The following is a 16336-nucleotide window of genomic DNA, read 5'->3' on the forward strand; positions in this document are numbered from 1 at the left end:
TTGTGAATTGGCTCGAATAGGACTTCCTGAGTTCGTTAGAGTGTAGAAATCATCAACTAAATCGGAGCGAATGTTGGAGCAAGCATGGTACAAAATGCATGAGGTAGATTCAATCCTTAAGCATCACTCAATTGCTAAATTGTAAAGGCATGAACCGTAAACTTGGTAACTACATTACCAAGCTATCTGCTAGTAGCATGGAATGTCCAGTTACCCATAATAAACCTCATGAGGTTTGATCACGAACTTTGTTAGGTATCCAAAGACGCAGGGAGTAGCGCAGGGGACGGAATCGATTCTGTAGAAGCGACAGCGTTCGCCTTTGTCTCCGGAATTCTCCCTATACATAAGGGAATCAAAGAAATCTGGAGACAACAGCGATCGGAAGAACGATCCGTACCCGTAGCGGCTACCCCGTAGTTTTCGCAGCCAAGTGTCATCTACTATGTAATGTGATAAGAATGGACGGGAGGTTCAAAGCCATGGAAAAGAAACGCATGAAAAGCGGGGAAGCACCCGATCCGGACAAACCGATGCGTTCCGGCTTCACCACAGGAGCCTGCGCTACGGCCGTTGCTAAGGGGGCCACGCAGCTCCTGTTAACCGGGGTTACTCCTGCACAGGCTGTGGTTTCATTGCCCGCGGGCTTTGACCACTCGTTCGAACTGATCGAGCAGGAACTGATGACGGACGGCACGGCTACCTGTGCCACCATCAAGGATGCCGGGGATGATCCGGATGCTACGCATCTGGCGAAGATCATCGCACATGTATACTGGCGTGAGGAGCCCGGTGTGGAGCTGGATGGTGGAATCGGGGTAGGTCGTGTTACCAAACCAGGCTTGCCTGTTCCTGTGGGTGAAGCGGCGATTAATCCCGTTCCGCGACGCATGATTACCGAGGCCGTGACCCAGGTGCTTGCCGAACATGGGACAGCCAGGGGTGTGAGGGTCGTCATTAGCGTGCCGGACGGCGAAGAGATTGCCAAGAAGACGCTGAATTCGCGTCTCGGCATTCTGGGCGGCATCTCCATTTTGGGCACACGTGGCGTGGTCGTTCCATTCTCCACCTCCGCGTACAAAGCAAGTGTGGTACAAGCCATTTCAGTTGCGCAGGCATCTGGCTGTGATCACATTGTGTTGACGACAGGCGGCAGCAGTGAGAAATATGCGATGAAAATGATGCCCGATTTGCCTGAAGAAGCCTTCATTCAGATGGGTGACTTTGTCGGGTTCGCCATCAAGCACGGGAAGCGACTGGGCATGAAACGTATCAGCCTGGTGGGGATGCCGGGCAAATTTGCCAAAGTGGCTCAAGGTGTCATGATGGTGCACTCCAAGAGTGCGCCGGTGGATTTTGGATTTCTTGCGTCCGTGGCCCGCGAGACCGGGGCTGGAGATGAACTGGCGCAAGCGATCGAGGAAGCCAACACGGCGACTCAAGTGGCCGACATGATGACTGAAGCGGGGTATTTACCCTATTTTGAAAAGCTATGTACATATGCCTGTAGGCACTGTCTGGAGCATGCCGGAGGCGGAGTAACGGTCGAAGTGGTATTGGTCACGATGAAAGGAATGGAATTGGGGAGGGCGGAAATCAGTGAACTGGACGACAGCAGCTGGAGCAAAGAATCATAGAGTCCGTATCATCGGCGTAGGTGAAGAGGGTGCGGCAGGATTGACGGCGGATAGTCTGAATCTGATTCAGGAAGCGGATGTACTGGTGGGCGGCGAACGTCAGCTGCAGTACTTCCCAGCATTTGCGGGAGAGAAACTCACGATTAAGAGCGGATTAAGCGACTTGGTTGTGAAAATAAAAGCGCTGCAGGACACACACAACATCGTTGTGCTTGCCTCGGGAGACCCGCTGTTCTACGGCATCGCCGGGTACTTGGCGCGCAAGCTGGGCCCGGATCAGCTGGAAATCCGGCCTAATCTCAGTTCGCTGCAGCTGGCATTCGCCAAGCTTGGCGAGAGCTGGCACGACGCCGTGCTCGAAAGCGTGCACGGACGTCCGCTCAAGGGCCTTGCACAGCGCATTGATGGGCAAGCCAAAATTGCACTGCTCACGGACGAGCATAACAGCCCCGCTGCGGTTGGGGCTTATCTGCAGCAGTTCGGCATGACCGAGTATGATGCCTACGTTGCCGAGAACCTCGGCGGGCCAGACGAACGTGCTCGTCATTACACCCTGGACGAGCTGGCCGCAGCCGAATGCAGCCCGCTGAACGTCGTTATTTTGCTGCGCCGCAAGGATGCGCCTGCGCCGCGCAAAGGGTTTGGGTTTGCAGATGAGGAATTCCATCAGCGCAAACCGGAGAAGGGCCTGATTACCAAGCGCGAGGTCCGCGCCTTCAGCTTGTCTGAGCTGCGACTTGGCGAGGACAGCATCGTGTGGGATATCGGCGCAGGTTCCGGCTCGGTGGCGGTCGAGTGCACGCGGCTTGCGCCGCGAGGCCAGGTCTTCGCCATCGAGAAGAACGAAGGTGACCTCGTGAACATCGAGGCCAACCGGATCAAATTCCGGACGGACTTTACCGTCCTTCATGCCAAAGCACCAGCAGGGCTGGAGGAACTACCGAATCCGGATGCGGTGTTCGTTGGCGGCAGCGGCGGCGAGCTTGCGCAGCTGATCGCCCTATGCGCGTCCCGGCTGCGCCCGGAGGGACGCATCGTCGTGAATGCAGCGACCATCGAGACGCTGCATGACAGCATGAAGGCCATGCGCGAAGCGGGCCTGATTGCCTCGGTGACGCTGCTTCAGACGGCGCGCAGCAAGCCGATTCTGAACATGACCCGTTTTGACGGATTGAATCCGATCTACGTGATCACAGCCCAGCATGCAGTGACAGAGGAAGCGGTAGCCGGAGCGGAAGAATGACTTTTCAAGGACAGGACAAGGGGGAAAACAACATGAGTACGGCAGCAGTAGGTACACTGTATGGCGTGGGTGTCGGGCCAGGAGACCCGGAACTGATTACGGTGAAGGCATACCGAATGATCCGGGAGTGTCCGGTGGTGGCATATCCGAAGAAACGCAAGGGCGGCAAATCGTATGCCCACGAAATCGTGGAACTGTATGTTAACCCGGAAGAGAAAGAGATGCTCGGCCTGATCTTTCCGATGACCAAGGACCCGGTTGTGCTTGAACGGGAGTGGGGCAAAACCGTCGAAGCCTGCTGGGGTGCGCTGAAGGAGGGTAAGGATGTGGCCTTTGTAACCGAAGGCGATCCGAATCTGTACAGCACCTTCATTCATCTGGCACGACTGATGCGTGAACTGCATCCCGAGGTACCGATTGCTTCGATTCCGGGAATTTCCTCTGTACTGGGCGCCGCAGCGGCACTGGATATCCATCTGGCAGACGGCGATGAGCAGGTGGGCATTATCCCTGCAACCGCCGATAAGGAAGCGATGCGTCGGGCAATTGAGCATCACGATACAATTGTATTTATCAAAGTGGCGAAGGTGCTTGACCCGATGCTTGAATTGCTGGACGAGATGGGTCTCGGGGGTAAAGCCTCGGTCGTCACCAAAGTCACTTCTCCATATGAACTGATCTGGCGCGATGCCCGTGAACTGAAAGGGCAGGAGCTGGAATATCTGAGCCTGATGGTGGTGAGCAAATGAAAACACTGGAACCGAAAGTGTATATCGTAGGTGCAGGTCCGGGCGATCCCGAACTGGTTACGGTGAAGGGCTCGAACATTTTGAGAAATGCGGATCTGGTCCTGTACACTGACTCCCTCGTGAACGATGAACTGATTGCGACGGCAAAGCCTGAAGCAGAAGTGCTGCAAAGCTCCGGCATGGATCTGGAGCAGCAGGTTGAGCTCATGTGCGAAGCCACTCGTGCAGGCCGGAGCGTAGCTCGTGTGCATACCGGTGATCCGGCGATGTACGGCGCAATTCTGGAACAGATGGTACTGCTGAAGCAGCAGGGCGTGGAGTATGAGATTATCCCGGGTGTTAGCTCGGTCTTTGCTTCGGCAGCAGCCCTTGGAGCGGAACTAACGGTGCCTGAACTGACGCAGACGGTTATTCTGACACGCGCGGAAGGACGCACGCCAGTACCTGAACGCGAGAAGCTGCGTGATCTGGCGTCACATCACTGTACGGTGGCCCTCTTCCTGAGTGCAACGCTGGCGAAAAAAGTCGTGGTTGAATTCCTCGCTGCAGGGTGGAGCGAAGATACACCAGTGGCGGTCGTGCAGCGGGCGACTTGGCCGGATCAGAAGATTGTACGGACCACGCTCGCCAATCTGGCTGCCGATCTGCGTGCCGCTGGTATTACGATGCATGCGATGATTTTGGCAGGCTGGGCGCTTGATCCCGATCTCGTGAACCGGGATGCTCATCGTTCCAAGCTGTATGACAAATCCTTCACCCACGGTTATCGCAAAGGAGTGAAGTCCGGTGAGTAATCCGTTTGCAGCCGTGGCCATCACGAAGCATGGCGTGGAGATGGTACGCAATCTGGCTGGACAATTCCAGGGTACGGACGTGTATTACATGAGCAAGTTCGCCCGCGGGGATGAAGAAGAGCTGGGTTATCAGCTGTTTGAAGGCTCGGTGAAGCTGATTTTGCCGGATCTGTTCAAGCGATACAACGGCATTATTCTCTTTATCTCTCTGGGTGCGGTAGTCCGCATGATTGCCCCGCTGCTGGTGGACAAAAAAGTCGACCCCGCCGTGCTGGTCATTGATGACCGCGGCGAGAATGTCATCAGTGTGCTGTCCGGCCATCTCGGCGGGGCGAATGAACTGACTCGTCAGGTCGCGGAAGTACTCGGTGCACGCGCAGTGATCACAACGGCTTCGGATGTGCAAGGGACGATTCCGGTAGACATGTTCGGACGGGAGCTGGGCTGGATCGTGGACAGCTTCGACAAGGCCACGCCAGTCAGTGCAGCGGTTGTTAACGAGGAGCCGGTTGTGCTGATTCAGGAGACGGGAGAGCGGAACTGGTGGCGATATAACAAGCCTGTCCCGGATCATATCCGCGTCTTCAGCCGCATGGAGGAAACCGAGTCGTTTCCGTTCAATGCGGCACTTGTGGTTAGCGACCGCCTGCTCACGGAAGATGAACAGACACGTTTTCTGACCAATGGTGTGTTGTATCGACCGAAGAGCCTCGTAATTGGCATGGGCTGCAATCGCGGTACATCCATGGAAGAACTGGAGCAGGAGATGCTCGCCACATTGGAAGAGCTGTGCCTTTCGGTGAAAAGCGTAAGAAACATAGCCACGATTGATCTGAAAAAGGATGAAGAAGGCCTGTTGGCTCTATGCGCCAAATACGGCTGGGAACTTGTGACGTATACGCCAGCCGAGCTGAATACCGTCAAGCTTCCAAATCCATCGGAGACGGTATTTAAATATACCGGAGCTTACGGTGTGAGCGAGCCTGCGGCATTGCTGTCTTCCGGAGCAGACCACTGGCTGCTGGAGAAGAAAAAGAGCGGAAACCTGACGATTTCCGTAACGCGAATCCCTTTTGACTAACAAAATTGAAATTATGCGCTTCAGCGATGAAGCAAATAGGTATTATGTAGGCCGCATCGTTTAGAGGTGCGGTTTTGTTATATCGAAGAAAGGTGGAAATGGATCATGAGCAGTTCAAATCAACATGCCAGACCACGGCTGATCATAGCCGGAACGGGAAGCGGTGCAGGGAAAACAACGGTGACCCTGGGCCTAATGAAGGCGTTGGCCCGGAGCGGAATGAGCGTACAGGGCTTCAAGTGCGGGCCGGATTATATTGATCCAACCTATCATACGGCTGTAACGGGCAGGGCATCACGGAACCTGGATGCATGGATGACGTCTCCGGAATATGTAAAAAAAGCATTTGCGAAAGCGTCAGCGGGACATGATATTTCCATTATTGAAGGTGTCATGGGATTGTATGATGGCAAAGATCCCTTAAGCAATACGGGGTCAACTGCGGAGATTGCTCTCATTACACAGACTCCGGTCATTCTGGTCGTGGATGTCCGCAGCATGGCTCGAAGTGCAGCCGCGATCGTACTTGGTTTTCAGCAGCTGGAGCCGGACCTTAACATCGCTGGTGTCATCGTCAATCGCTGCGGAAGTGCCGGCCACTACAGTATTGTGAAGAAAGCCATTGAGCAGATGTGCGGCATTCCTGTGGTCGGATGGCTGAAACGGGAGGAGGACATGTCAATTCCCGAGCGTCATCTAGGGCTGGTCCCTGCCATTGAACGGGGAGAGTTGGGGTCTCTGTTCGAGCGGGCTGCAGACGCATTGCTGGAAGGCACCGATCTGGATGCGATTATTGCCATAGCGAGGGCTGCACCTGCCATAGAAGAAGAGTTAACCATGAACCATGAGGATGTTTCAAGGCAAAACACAGATCCAATGTGGACCGGTGTCCATTTGAAGTGCAGCGAAGACAGTATGTCTGGCGAGTCCGATGAACGCGGAACTTCGTCCAGTCCGGTAATAGCTGTTGCCCGGGATGCGGCGTTTAATTTCTATTATCCGGATAATCTGGAGCTGCTCGAAGCAGCAGGAGCCCGATTGAAGTACTTCAGTCCTCTTGCAGGGGATGGCATACCGACTGAGGCGGATGGCATTTATCTTGGCGGGGGCTTCCCGGAGGAGTTCGCTGCATTGATTGCAGATAACGTCTCGTTTCTGGAGGGGTTGCGTGAGGCCGTTCGCAGTGAGATGCCTTTGTTTGCGGAGTGCGGCGGTTATATGGTGCTTGCCGAAACGTTAACAAACCGGGAAGGGCTAACGTATAACATGGCAGGGATTATACCTGCTCAAGTACAGATGCAAGCGAAGCGTGCAGCACTCGGTTATCGTGAGGCCAGAGCTGTAGAGGATTCCTTTTTGCTGAAGAAAGGAGAGGTGATTCGGGGTCATGAATTTCATTACTCCATCATGACCTACCAAGAGGAAGACGACATTCCCTATGCTTATGAGACTAAGGGATTACGGGGCATGAAGCAGGAGGGATATGCCAGAGGTAACGTTGTAGCCGGGTATACCCATGTTCATCTCGGTTCTCATCCAGGTGCAGCAGGGAGATGGGTGCAGCATTGTCTGTCATACCGACTGAGAAGAAGTGGTCAGCATATATAAGTGTAGATTTTTCAAATGAAGTGACAGAAGAAAAGAGAATCCTGCATTTATCACATCATGAGACTTTGGTCGTGAAGTTAAGCTTTCCTGTTTACATTTAAAGGTTTTTGCCTGACCATGTGGAATGAATTAAAAGACAGAGCAGCCTGGATAGGGAGGGGAAGCATGGTGAGAACCGTATGTGTGACCGGGGCAGCCCGGGGACTTGGATTGGCTCTGACAGCACAAATGCTGAAGAGAGGATATATTGTATATGCTGCAGGTCTGGATATGGAGAGCTCTGAGGGGATTCGTCTGCTCGTGCAAGCTTATCCGAAGCATCTTCGGGTCATCGAGCTGGATATTGCCGATGATCTGTCCGTTGCGCTGTTTACCGAGACCATCAAACTGGATACAGATCGTCTGGATATGCTGATCAATAATGCGGCTATACTAGGGAATATTACGGATCATGTCCGAGGGCCGTTAAACTTTGCCGAAATGGCGGAGGTATTCAACGTGAATACGCTGGGTTCACTGCGTGTAACTCACGCACTGCTGCCCCTCCTTCTTGCGGGCACGGGCAAGCTGATTGTGGACATCTCATCGGAGGCGGGCAGTATTGAGCAGTGCGACAGAGATGGCTGGTTCGCTTACTGCATGTCCAAATCTGCACTAAACATGCAGGCTAGGCTTGTGCATAATGGGATCAAGGATGAAGGTGGGCAGGTCATGCTGATCCATCCCGGGTGGGTGCAGAGCTATATGAGCGGTGAATTGAACACAGCCGCAGACCTTACGCCAGAATATTCTGCACAGCATATCGCAGCACTTATTGACCGCCACAAGGATTTTATGGGAGATCAGCCTGCCTATGTAGACTACAAGGGGGACGAGCTTCCCTGGTAATCTTGTTTATAAAGTGAGTCAACTTCTACACTATAACGGAGAGAGCAGAACCAATCTGAAGAAACGAAGTGCTCGCTGAAAGCTTTCTATAAGAAAGCTACATCGGAAGCATAAGCTTATCCAAGATTTTCTCATTATTAAAAGAATACAAAAAAATCTGGGGATAACAGCGATCGTAAGATGGTTCTGCAATCGGAGTGAAACGGTGTAGAAAATTTTCTCATTTTATATAGGTTTAACATGAAAGGAGTTTTATTAATGGACCATCGTAAAAAGGCGTTGTTGCTCGGCGATTATACACATCCGGACTGGCATCCGCTGCAGGATGTTGACGCAGAGATCAGCCGTATTTTTCATGATAGCATGACCGTGCAGTGCAGCGAGAATCGCAATATGCTGCTGCAGGAGAACATATCGGGATTCGATGTATGTATTTCATACATGGACGATTGGAAGGGGAAAGTCTCTCCTCAGCAGACAGCTGGATTGCTGTCCTATGTGAGCAATGGAGGCGGCCTGGTTATTCTACATAACGGGATTTCGCTTCAGAATCGTTATGAACTCAAGCAGATGATTGGCGCGAAATTCCTGCATCATCCACCGTATGGACCGCTGGAGTTTACCGTAACGGAACATAAACACCCTGTGACCGAGGGGATTACCGGATTCACCATGGAAGAAGAGCCTTACCTGTTCGAGTTTGGGTCGTTTGCCGAAACCACAATCCTACTTGAATACCAGACTGAAGACGGACCTAAGCCTGCAGCTTGGGCACATACCTATGGACTGGGCCGGATCGTGTACCTCATGCCAGGGCATCATGTGCCCTCGTTTGCACACGAATCCTATCGCCAGCTGATTCTGCAGGCAGGCAAATGGGCAGCGCGCTACGTGTAACCGGACCGCTTCTTTGTTGTGCTGGGTATAAAGGGTATAATGTAGAGATCAACGAAGAGGAGGATGACAAGAATGAGCGATTTGTTCAAAAAGGCGATCTCATTGGGTTTAGGTCTTACTGTCGTAAGTAAGGAAAAAATCGAAAAAACCGTAGATGATCTGGTCAAGCGCGGGGAACTTGCGCCCGGTGAATCCAAAGCTTTAGTAGAGCGTCTGATGGAACGTGGCGACGAAGAACAGGGCCAGCTCAAGCGAGTGATTCATGAGCAGGTCAAGCGGGTGGTTCAGGAAGTAGGCGTACCTTCGGAGAGTGATGTGACCAGTCTGGAACAGCGCGTTGCTGTACTGGAGAAAAAGCTCGCCGAACTGGGCCAAACACCACAAATGCAACCAGATGTATCCCCAGCTCCACTTGAAGTTCCTCCTCCGCACAAAGGAAACGAGATCGAGTAGATGGCTGTGCGAATTAAACATGTCGGCAGATACCGGGAAATTGCCATGGCGCTGGTGCGTCATGGCTTCGGTTATATGGTCGAGGAGCTGGGGCTGTTCCAGCTGCTGGCCATACCTCGGCGGTGGATGTCACGTGAAGCACACACGACCAAAACGCTGAGTGAACGGATCAGGCTGGTGCTGCAGGAGCTGGGGCCGGCTTTCGTGAAGCTGGGGCAACTGGCAAGCACAAGGGCAGATCTGCTGCCTGAGCCGGTCATTCGTGAACTGGTGAAGCTGCAGGATCAGGTGCCCCCTTTCTCTTCGGAAACGGCACGGGGGATTTTGGAACAGGAATTGGATACACCACTGGAGGAGATCTTTTCCCGGTTCGAGGATACCCCTGTGGCTGCAGCCAGCATCGGGCAGGTGCATCTGGGCAAGCTTCGAAGCGGGGAGGCCGTTGCCATCAAGATCCAACGTCCCGGCATCTCACGGATAGTGCAGCGAGATTTGGATATTTTGCGTGAGCTGACAGCGATGGCGGAGAAGCGATGGGACTGGGTGAAGCAGTACCAGATTCCGCAGATGGTAGAGGAGTATGCCCAGGCGCTGATGGCTGAACTGGATTATACCGTCGAGGGGCGGAATACCGAGAAGATCGCCCAGCAGTACCAGCAGGATAACAAGGTCAAAATCCCGCTAATCTACTGGGATCAGACTTCCTCACGTGTGTTAACCATGGAATACGTGGAGGGCATCAAGCTGAATGACCGTGACGAACTGGTCAGACGTGGACATGACCTGAATGACATTGCCCAGCGATTGGTAGATTCCTTGTTGAATCAGATCTTTATTCATGGTTTCTTCCATGCAGATCCGCATCCTGGTAACCTGATGGTGTTAAAAGACGGGCGACTGGCGTTTATCGATTTTGGCATGGTTGGCACTCTGAGCGATGAGATGAAGCAGCATCTGGCTTCGCTCATCATCGGTTTGATGCGCAAGGATACAGACAGCATGATCCGGGCGATTGAGAAACTGGGCATGATGCCTGATGACATGGATCTCCGCGGCCTCCATAATGACCTGGACAAGCTGCGGAGCAAATACTATGATATTCCCTTTTCCAAAATCAGCGTGGGTCAGGCGCTTAATGATCTGTTCGGTGTCGCACAGAGACACCGGGTCGTCATGCCAGCCGACATCGTGCTGCTGGGGAAATCGCTGCTCACGATGGAAGGCGTGATTGAACATCTGGATCCATCACTTAGCATTGTGGATATGGCGGAGCCCTTCGGCCGGAAGCTGATCAAGGACCGGTTCAGTCCGGGCCGAATTAAGAATCGGCTGTTCCGCAGTGCGGCAGATCTGACTGAGAGTGTGATCGGACTGCCGGGGCAGCTCCGGCAGCTATCCTCCATTATCAGTAAAGGCAAGCTGCGGCTTGAGGTCAGCGTACCCGAACTGGACACGCTGATGCGCAGGCTGGACCAGATCAGTAATCGTCTGTCCTTCAGTATCGTGCTGCTCGCCTTTTGTATCATTATGGTCGGACTCATTATTGGTTCCTCAATCAGTCATCAGTCAACGATGCTGTGGGATATCCCGGTCATTGAGATCGGTTTTCTGGTTGCCATTCTGATGGTGGCCTTTCTGCTCTATTCGATTTTCAAATCGGGAAGATTCTAGTTACATTTAGGCAGGAAAGAGCTGTTAATGCTTCTTGGCGAAGGAGCGTTAACGGCTTTTTTGTTCTGGGAAATATTACATTAACTATAAAGCAGATAAACAGAGCATGACCGAGATATATTATAAAAATAAGAGAAATCCAGGGATAATCTATCGTTTGCGAAGATATATCCTGTTCGTATAAAAGGATCGTCCTGTCTATAATAATAGGTCAGTACATAACGGACCCGGTCTTTCTGAGAGGGGAAGACCAGCGACATCAAGAGTCGGCTTCTGATGTCTTCTTAGCTTGAACCTGAATGATGTAACAGAATCATGTGGAACGCACTGGAACGGATTAAGCAGGATAGCTGCGGATTTCGGACATCTTTTATTCCGGATGAAGAGCTTCTTATATCAACACGGACAGGCCATGATGCGGAGGGAGTGTTCCGCTCTTTTGTGCTGCCCTGTCGTGGTTGGTCAGTGACGTGCCTAGCTGCTGCATTTCAGGTAATCAACCCACGAGGTTAACGGTGTAGGAGGAACGGCAAGAACATATGAATACGTTAAAACAACAATGGTTTGGCAACATTCGCGGAGATGTGCTGGCAGGCATTACGGTAGCGCTGGCGCTGATTCCGGAAGCAATTGCTTTCTCCATCATTGCAGGTGTCGATCCGATGGTCGGATTGTACGCATCCATTACGATTGCAATTGTGATCTCGATTGCAGGCGGAAGACCGGGAATGATCTCGGCTGCTACGGGCGCCATGGCGGTGCTGATGGTTGGCCTCGTCAAGGATTACGGCGTGGAATATCTGTTCGCGGCCACGATATTGACGGGAATTATTCAGTTTATTTTAGGGATTTTTAAAGTTGGGAAGTTCATTACGTTTGTGCCGCATTCGGTACTTACCGGATTCGTTAATGCCCTGGCGATTTTGATCTTCATGGCCCAGCTGACGCATTTTACAGGTGCGAACTGGATCATGTATGCAATGGTCGCAGGCACGCTGGCCATCATTTATATTTTGCCACGGTTTTTCAAAGGTGTTCCGGCCCCTCTCATTGCCATTATCGTCATGACGATTATTACGGTGGTGTTCCATCTGGATGTGAAGCAGGTAGGCGACATGGGGAATTTGACGAGTACCCTCCCGATGTTCCATCTGCCCAATATTGAGTGGTCCTTCAACACGCTGATGATTTTGCTGCCCTATTCATTTACGATGGCGCTGGTAGGTTTGCTGGAATCCCTGCTGACCGCTACGATCGTGGATGAAATGACGGAGACCAAGAGCAGCAAAAACCGTGAGGTGCGCGGTCAGGGGATTGCCAACTTTGTTAACGGATTATTCGGCGGAATGGGTGGCTGTGCAATGATCGGACAATCCGTTATTAATGTGAAGTCCGGCGGCCGGGGACGGCTGTCCACATTTACGGCAGGCGCCTTTTTAGCCATCCTGCTGCTGCTGCTCAGCGGAGTGGTAAAACAGGTGCCGATGGGTGCGCTGGTAGGTGTCATGTTTATGGTGTGTATCGGTACGTTTGACTGGAGTTCCGTCAAAAATATTGCACGTGTTCCACGCGCAGAGGCCTTCGTTATGGTGGTTACGGTTGTGATCGTCGTCATCACCAATGATCTTTCCATCGGTGTACTGGTCGGCGTTGTGCTTAGCGCCTTGCATTTTGGGTGGAAACAGGCCAAGATTCGTGTTCATGCCAGCGAGGAGCAGGGTCAAAAGGTATATCGTGTTCATGGTCCGTTCTTCTTCGGCTCTTCATCCCGCTTCGTGGATGAGTTTCATGCCGAAACGGATCCGGAGGAGATCACGATTGATTTTGGCGGGTCACATATTTGGGATAACACGGCCGTTGTTGCCATCGGCAAGGTGAAGTTCAAATATGCGAAACTGGGCAAAACGGTGCATCTCCGAGGCTTGAACGAGGAAAGCTCGCGTTTGCTGGAGAGAAGCGGGTTTGCGGTCTCACAGAGCCATGGTTAACGAAGATAAATGATCTCTGGAACATGAAATACAATAAAAGGGTGCCGGAACATGTCTGGTACCCTTTTGTTTTGCTGGACAAACGTGTAAACTACACGGTATGGAGAAAAAGAGCAGGCGGACTGATTGCTTTTTGAAAATCCATTTCATGGGGAAGAATACATCGAAATGGGCTTATCTAAATGAACATACAGAGGTGTAACGATTGGCAAACTTTGAACAACTGGGCATTCGCCCGGAATGGTGCGAGATCCTGAAACATCAGGGGATCGCCGTGCCGACACCGGTACAGGAGCGCTCGATTCCCGTACTGTTAGGCGGACGTGACATTATTGCTGAGGCACAGACAGGTACAGGGAAAACGCTGGCTTTTTTGCTGCCGATTATTCAGAAAATCAACGTATCGGACCGCTCACCACAGGCATTGATTATCGCCCCTACGCGTGAGCTGGCCCTGCAAATTACAGAGGAAGCGAAGAAGCTGACGGCCAATGACGATAAGCTTCATGTGCTAGCTGTGTATGGCGGACAGGATGTGGAGAAACAGCTGCGCAAGCTGCAAAATGGGACTCAGATCGTCATCGGTACACCGGGGCGTCTTCTGGATCACCTGCGCCGTGGCACGTTGAAGCTCGATAACGTGAAGAAGCTGGTGCTGGATGAAGCGGACCAAATGCTGCACATGGGCTTCCTGGACGATGTAGAAACCATTCTGCGTGAACTGCCGCATAAACGTCAGACGATGCTGTTCTCGGCAACAATGCCGAAGGGTATTCGCAACTTGGCGAAGAATTACATGAAAGATCCCGAGGATGTAAAAGTATCTTCGAAATCGGTTATCCCGATCAATCAGATTCGTCAACAGGTGCTGGAGTGTACGGATCGCGGCAAGTTCGATGCGCTTCGCGGCATGATTGATACGTATCGCCCGTACCTGGCGATTATTTTCTGCCGGACCAAGCGCCGTGCATCCAAGCTGAATGAAGATCTGCGCGAAGCAGGATACGAGAGTGACGAGCTTCATGGGGATCTGTCCCAATCCAAGCGTGAGAATGTCATGAAAGCCTTCCGCGATGCAAAACTGCAAATCCTTGTGGCTACCGATGTGGCGGCACGCGGACTGGATGTTGAAGGCGTAACGCATGTATTCAACTATGACATTCCACACGACGCAGAGAGCTATATCCACCGGATCGGCCGTACGGGTCGTGCCGGCGGAACGGGTCTAGCCGTGACGTTTGCAACGCAGCATGACAGACCGGAGCTAGCGCGTATTGAGGAAGGAACCAATCAGAAGCTGACCCGCATTCAGTGGACGAGCGAGGGTCCAGTGGCCTCTACCGGAGCAGCCAGACGTTCCATCAACAGTCAGGATAATGATGAACGTTCGGGTGGACGCTCTGCCGGAACAGGCAGTGCCCGTCGCGGCGCAGGCCGCAGCGGCCGGAGTGAAGGCGGTCGTGGTGGCCGTGGTTCCCGCGGTGGTGAAGGTGGACGCAGCGGTGGCCGTAGCAGCGGCCGCAGTGGCGATGAGCGCAGCGCAGGACGCGGATCGGCACGCAGCAGCGACAGCAGTCGCGGTGCAGCAGGCCAAGGTGGCCGTGGCGGTCGTGGTGCAGGTCGCAGCGGTGATGAGCGCAGCAGCGGCTGGGCTGGTCGCAGTGCGGACAAGCGTAATTCAGGCGGGCGCGGGCCAGCCAAAAGTGACCGCCGCGATTCTCGTCGCGGACGGTAAGAACTTGTCGTCAGCACAGGGCAGCCGTGCTGGACGATGAGTTTGAACGCCATGCAGCTAGTAGCGGCATGGCGAGAATACGATAGGACTCGGCACGGATGTATCGAGTCCTCAATGAAGGTCGCGACGGGATCTCGTTGCGGCCTTTTTTGATATGCCTATACACTGCCGGATTTCCCTTACATCGTATAACTTTTATGAATATGGTTGAAGCAACCGACGTGTAAATCATAAATGTTGCAGATGCGGCATATGGGGGTATCCAGACAAAAATTTTCCAAACATCAAAACACCTCATCCTAGACCTAAGGATGGGGTGTTTTTTCATCGAAGCTTATATGATTACAATCATGCGTACAAGTCAGTCCCGAAAGGTATGCAGGGATACATCCATTTCAGTTCGTCTATATATGGGGAATGAGTATGCACTAATTTACGTATGCAACCCACATGCGTTAGCTCTGGACATGAACATCTGCAAGGTTGTCCCTATATTTCTCGTTATATACTCTCCCAACGGATTCAGCCATACCGCCACGTGCCTTGCCAGGATATAGCTCAAGCGTACGATAGAGACGCATGAACCGGTCTTTGGGCATAAAGCGTGCGTAACGGGTAATAAGACTTGGGAATAACTCGATATATTTGCTTTTGCGCACAGCCGCAGCTGCTACAGCAGTTAGAATCTGAATTCCGTTGTGCAGCTGCAAAATATTAACTTCGTATGTGGCGATATACCGGATCGCATCTTCACGAATCAGCTCCGGCTTAAGCCGGGCGATTTCACCGATGTATTCGGCGAGCAGCCGCTCGAAGCTGCGCAGCAGCAGGGGCTGGAGCTGCAGATCCATATCACTTCGAAGCACGAAGGATTGCAGCAGGGCAACCTGCTGAAGGCGAATCCGGTCATTATAGACGAGCGATCCAATCTCGCGCAGCATCTCGTAAGCGAGCGCCTCGTCTTCTTTGCGGGCTTCGGCCACGAGCGCCCAGTTACGGTTGATCCCCTGACGGATCTCTTCCCGATCTTCGTATAACATGCGCTTCATCTGCCGGTTTCGCTGGGCAGGGAAGGTACGGTGATGTATGAAGATGAGCCATCCGATCAGCAGCAGGGTTACGGTGGCTGCCATCATGGTCTGATCCGTTGTTTCACCGAAGTAGGTGGCAGCGGTTCCGATTATAATTGCAAGGAACAGATCGCGTGCAATCCGGCGTTTCACTCGTGATCCGGCACGCTGCTGGACAGAAACGAGGGCGCTGCGGCCACAGGAGGTACACTCATCCTCCCACAAGCAGGTATATTGTCCACAGCGCTTGCAGACGTGCAGCTTCTCATAAGCATAGGTCGTTCGGTTAAAAGGTCTGATGGATACCACTCGTTTGGCACTCATGCTTAATCACGCTCACCATTCAGTATAGTGTACAGGGTACGGTCTGTATCTTCCCGTGTCACGGGTTTGCGGCCCTGGAAAAAGAGCGAGATTCCTTTTATAAGGACAAAAAGAAACAATATGGCGAGGCATCCGTATGTAACCATAATCGATTCCTTTCTAGGCATAGTTGTTATGCAGAATAGTGTAAATCTGAAA

General features: G+C 52.6%; 13 protein-coding genes. 12 read left to right on the forward strand and 1 reads right to left on the reverse strand.

Going from position 1 to position 16336, the window contains the following annotated elements; translation table 11 throughout:
* The first annotated feature begins 482 nt into the window (after nucleotides 1-482).
* The 12 genes from AC3WQ3_RS02015 (at nucleotide 483) to AC3WQ3_RS02070 (ending at nucleotide 14744) form a co-directional block, all read left to right on the forward strand.
* Nucleotides 483-1637 carry a cobalt-precorrin-5B (C(1))-methyltransferase gene (locus AC3WQ3_RS02015; RefSeq protein ID WP_492471311.1) on the forward strand — a complete coding sequence of 385 codons (1155 nt, stop codon included), beginning with the start codon at nucleotides 483-485 and terminating at the stop codon, nucleotides 1635-1637.
* Nucleotides 1600-2880: a precorrin-6y C5,15-methyltransferase (decarboxylating) subunit CbiE gene (gene cbiE, locus AC3WQ3_RS02020; protein WP_492471312.1), complete on the forward strand. Its 1281-nt coding sequence runs from the start codon at nucleotides 1600-1602 to the stop codon at nucleotides 2878-2880. The genes AC3WQ3_RS02015 and cbiE overlap by 38 nt, the downstream gene beginning before the upstream one ends.
* Nucleotides 2881-2912: 32 nt before the next feature.
* Nucleotides 2913-3629 (forward strand): precorrin-2 C(20)-methyltransferase, encoded by a 717-nt coding sequence (cobI, locus tag AC3WQ3_RS02025; RefSeq protein WP_492471313.1) that lies wholly within the window; start codon nucleotides 2913-2915, stop codon nucleotides 3627-3629.
* Nucleotides 3626-4423 (forward strand): precorrin-4 C(11)-methyltransferase, encoded by a 798-nt coding sequence (gene cobM, locus AC3WQ3_RS02030; protein ID WP_492471314.1) that lies wholly within the window; start codon nucleotides 3626-3628, stop codon nucleotides 4421-4423. The genes cobI and cobM overlap by 4 nt, the downstream gene beginning before the upstream one ends.
* On the forward strand, nucleotides 4416-5504 hold the full coding sequence (locus AC3WQ3_RS02035; RefSeq protein WP_336782241.1) for a cobalt-precorrin 5A hydrolase: 1089 nt from the start codon (nucleotides 4416-4418) through the stop codon (nucleotides 5502-5504). The genes cobM and AC3WQ3_RS02035 overlap by 8 nt, the downstream gene beginning before the upstream one ends.
* A gap of 105 nt (nucleotides 5505-5609) precedes the next feature.
* Nucleotides 5610-7112, forward strand: coding sequence for a cobyrinic acid a,c-diamide synthase CobB (locus AC3WQ3_RS02040; RefSeq protein ID WP_492471315.1), 1503 nt, complete (start codon nucleotides 5610-5612; stop codon nucleotides 7110-7112).
* Between the two features lie 165 nt (nucleotides 7113-7277).
* Nucleotides 7278-8000: an SDR family oxidoreductase gene (locus AC3WQ3_RS02045; protein ID WP_492471316.1), complete on the forward strand. Its 723-nt coding sequence runs from the start codon at nucleotides 7278-7280 to the stop codon at nucleotides 7998-8000.
* 258 nt (nucleotides 8001-8258) lie between these two features.
* On the forward strand, nucleotides 8259-8897 hold the full coding sequence (locus tag AC3WQ3_RS02050) for a ThuA domain-containing protein (protein ID WP_095291082.1): 639 nt from the start codon (nucleotides 8259-8261) through the stop codon (nucleotides 8895-8897).
* Between the two features lie 72 nt (nucleotides 8898-8969).
* Nucleotides 8970-9350 carry a phasin family protein gene (locus AC3WQ3_RS02055; protein ID WP_492471317.1) on the forward strand — a complete coding sequence of 127 codons (381 nt, stop codon included), beginning with the start codon at nucleotides 8970-8972 and terminating at the stop codon, nucleotides 9348-9350.
* Complete coding sequence (locus AC3WQ3_RS02060; RefSeq protein WP_336782238.1) at nucleotides 9351-11021, forward strand: ABC1 kinase family protein; 1671 nt, start codon at nucleotides 9351-9353, stop codon at nucleotides 11019-11021.
* Nucleotides 11022-11560: 539 nt separating this feature from the next.
* On the forward strand, nucleotides 11561-13009 hold the full coding sequence (locus tag AC3WQ3_RS02065) for a SulP family inorganic anion transporter (RefSeq protein ID WP_492471318.1): 1449 nt from the start codon (nucleotides 11561-11563) through the stop codon (nucleotides 13007-13009).
* A 205-nt stretch (nucleotides 13010-13214) separates the two neighbouring features.
* Nucleotides 13215-14744 (forward strand): DEAD/DEAH box helicase, encoded by a 1530-nt coding sequence (locus tag AC3WQ3_RS02070; protein ID WP_127537312.1) that lies wholly within the window; start codon nucleotides 13215-13217, stop codon nucleotides 14742-14744.
* Between the two features lie 455 nt (nucleotides 14745-15199).
* On the opposite strand, the gene AC3WQ3_RS02075 is transcribed toward AC3WQ3_RS02070, so the two are convergent.
* Nucleotides 15200-16138: a hypothetical protein gene (locus AC3WQ3_RS02075; protein ID WP_492471319.1), complete on the reverse strand. Its 939-nt coding sequence runs from the start codon at nucleotides 16136-16138 to the stop codon at nucleotides 15200-15202.
* Nucleotides 16139-16336: the final 198 nt, after the last annotated feature.

It is taken from the genome of Paenibacillus sp. FW104-T2 (assembly GCF_058789975.1).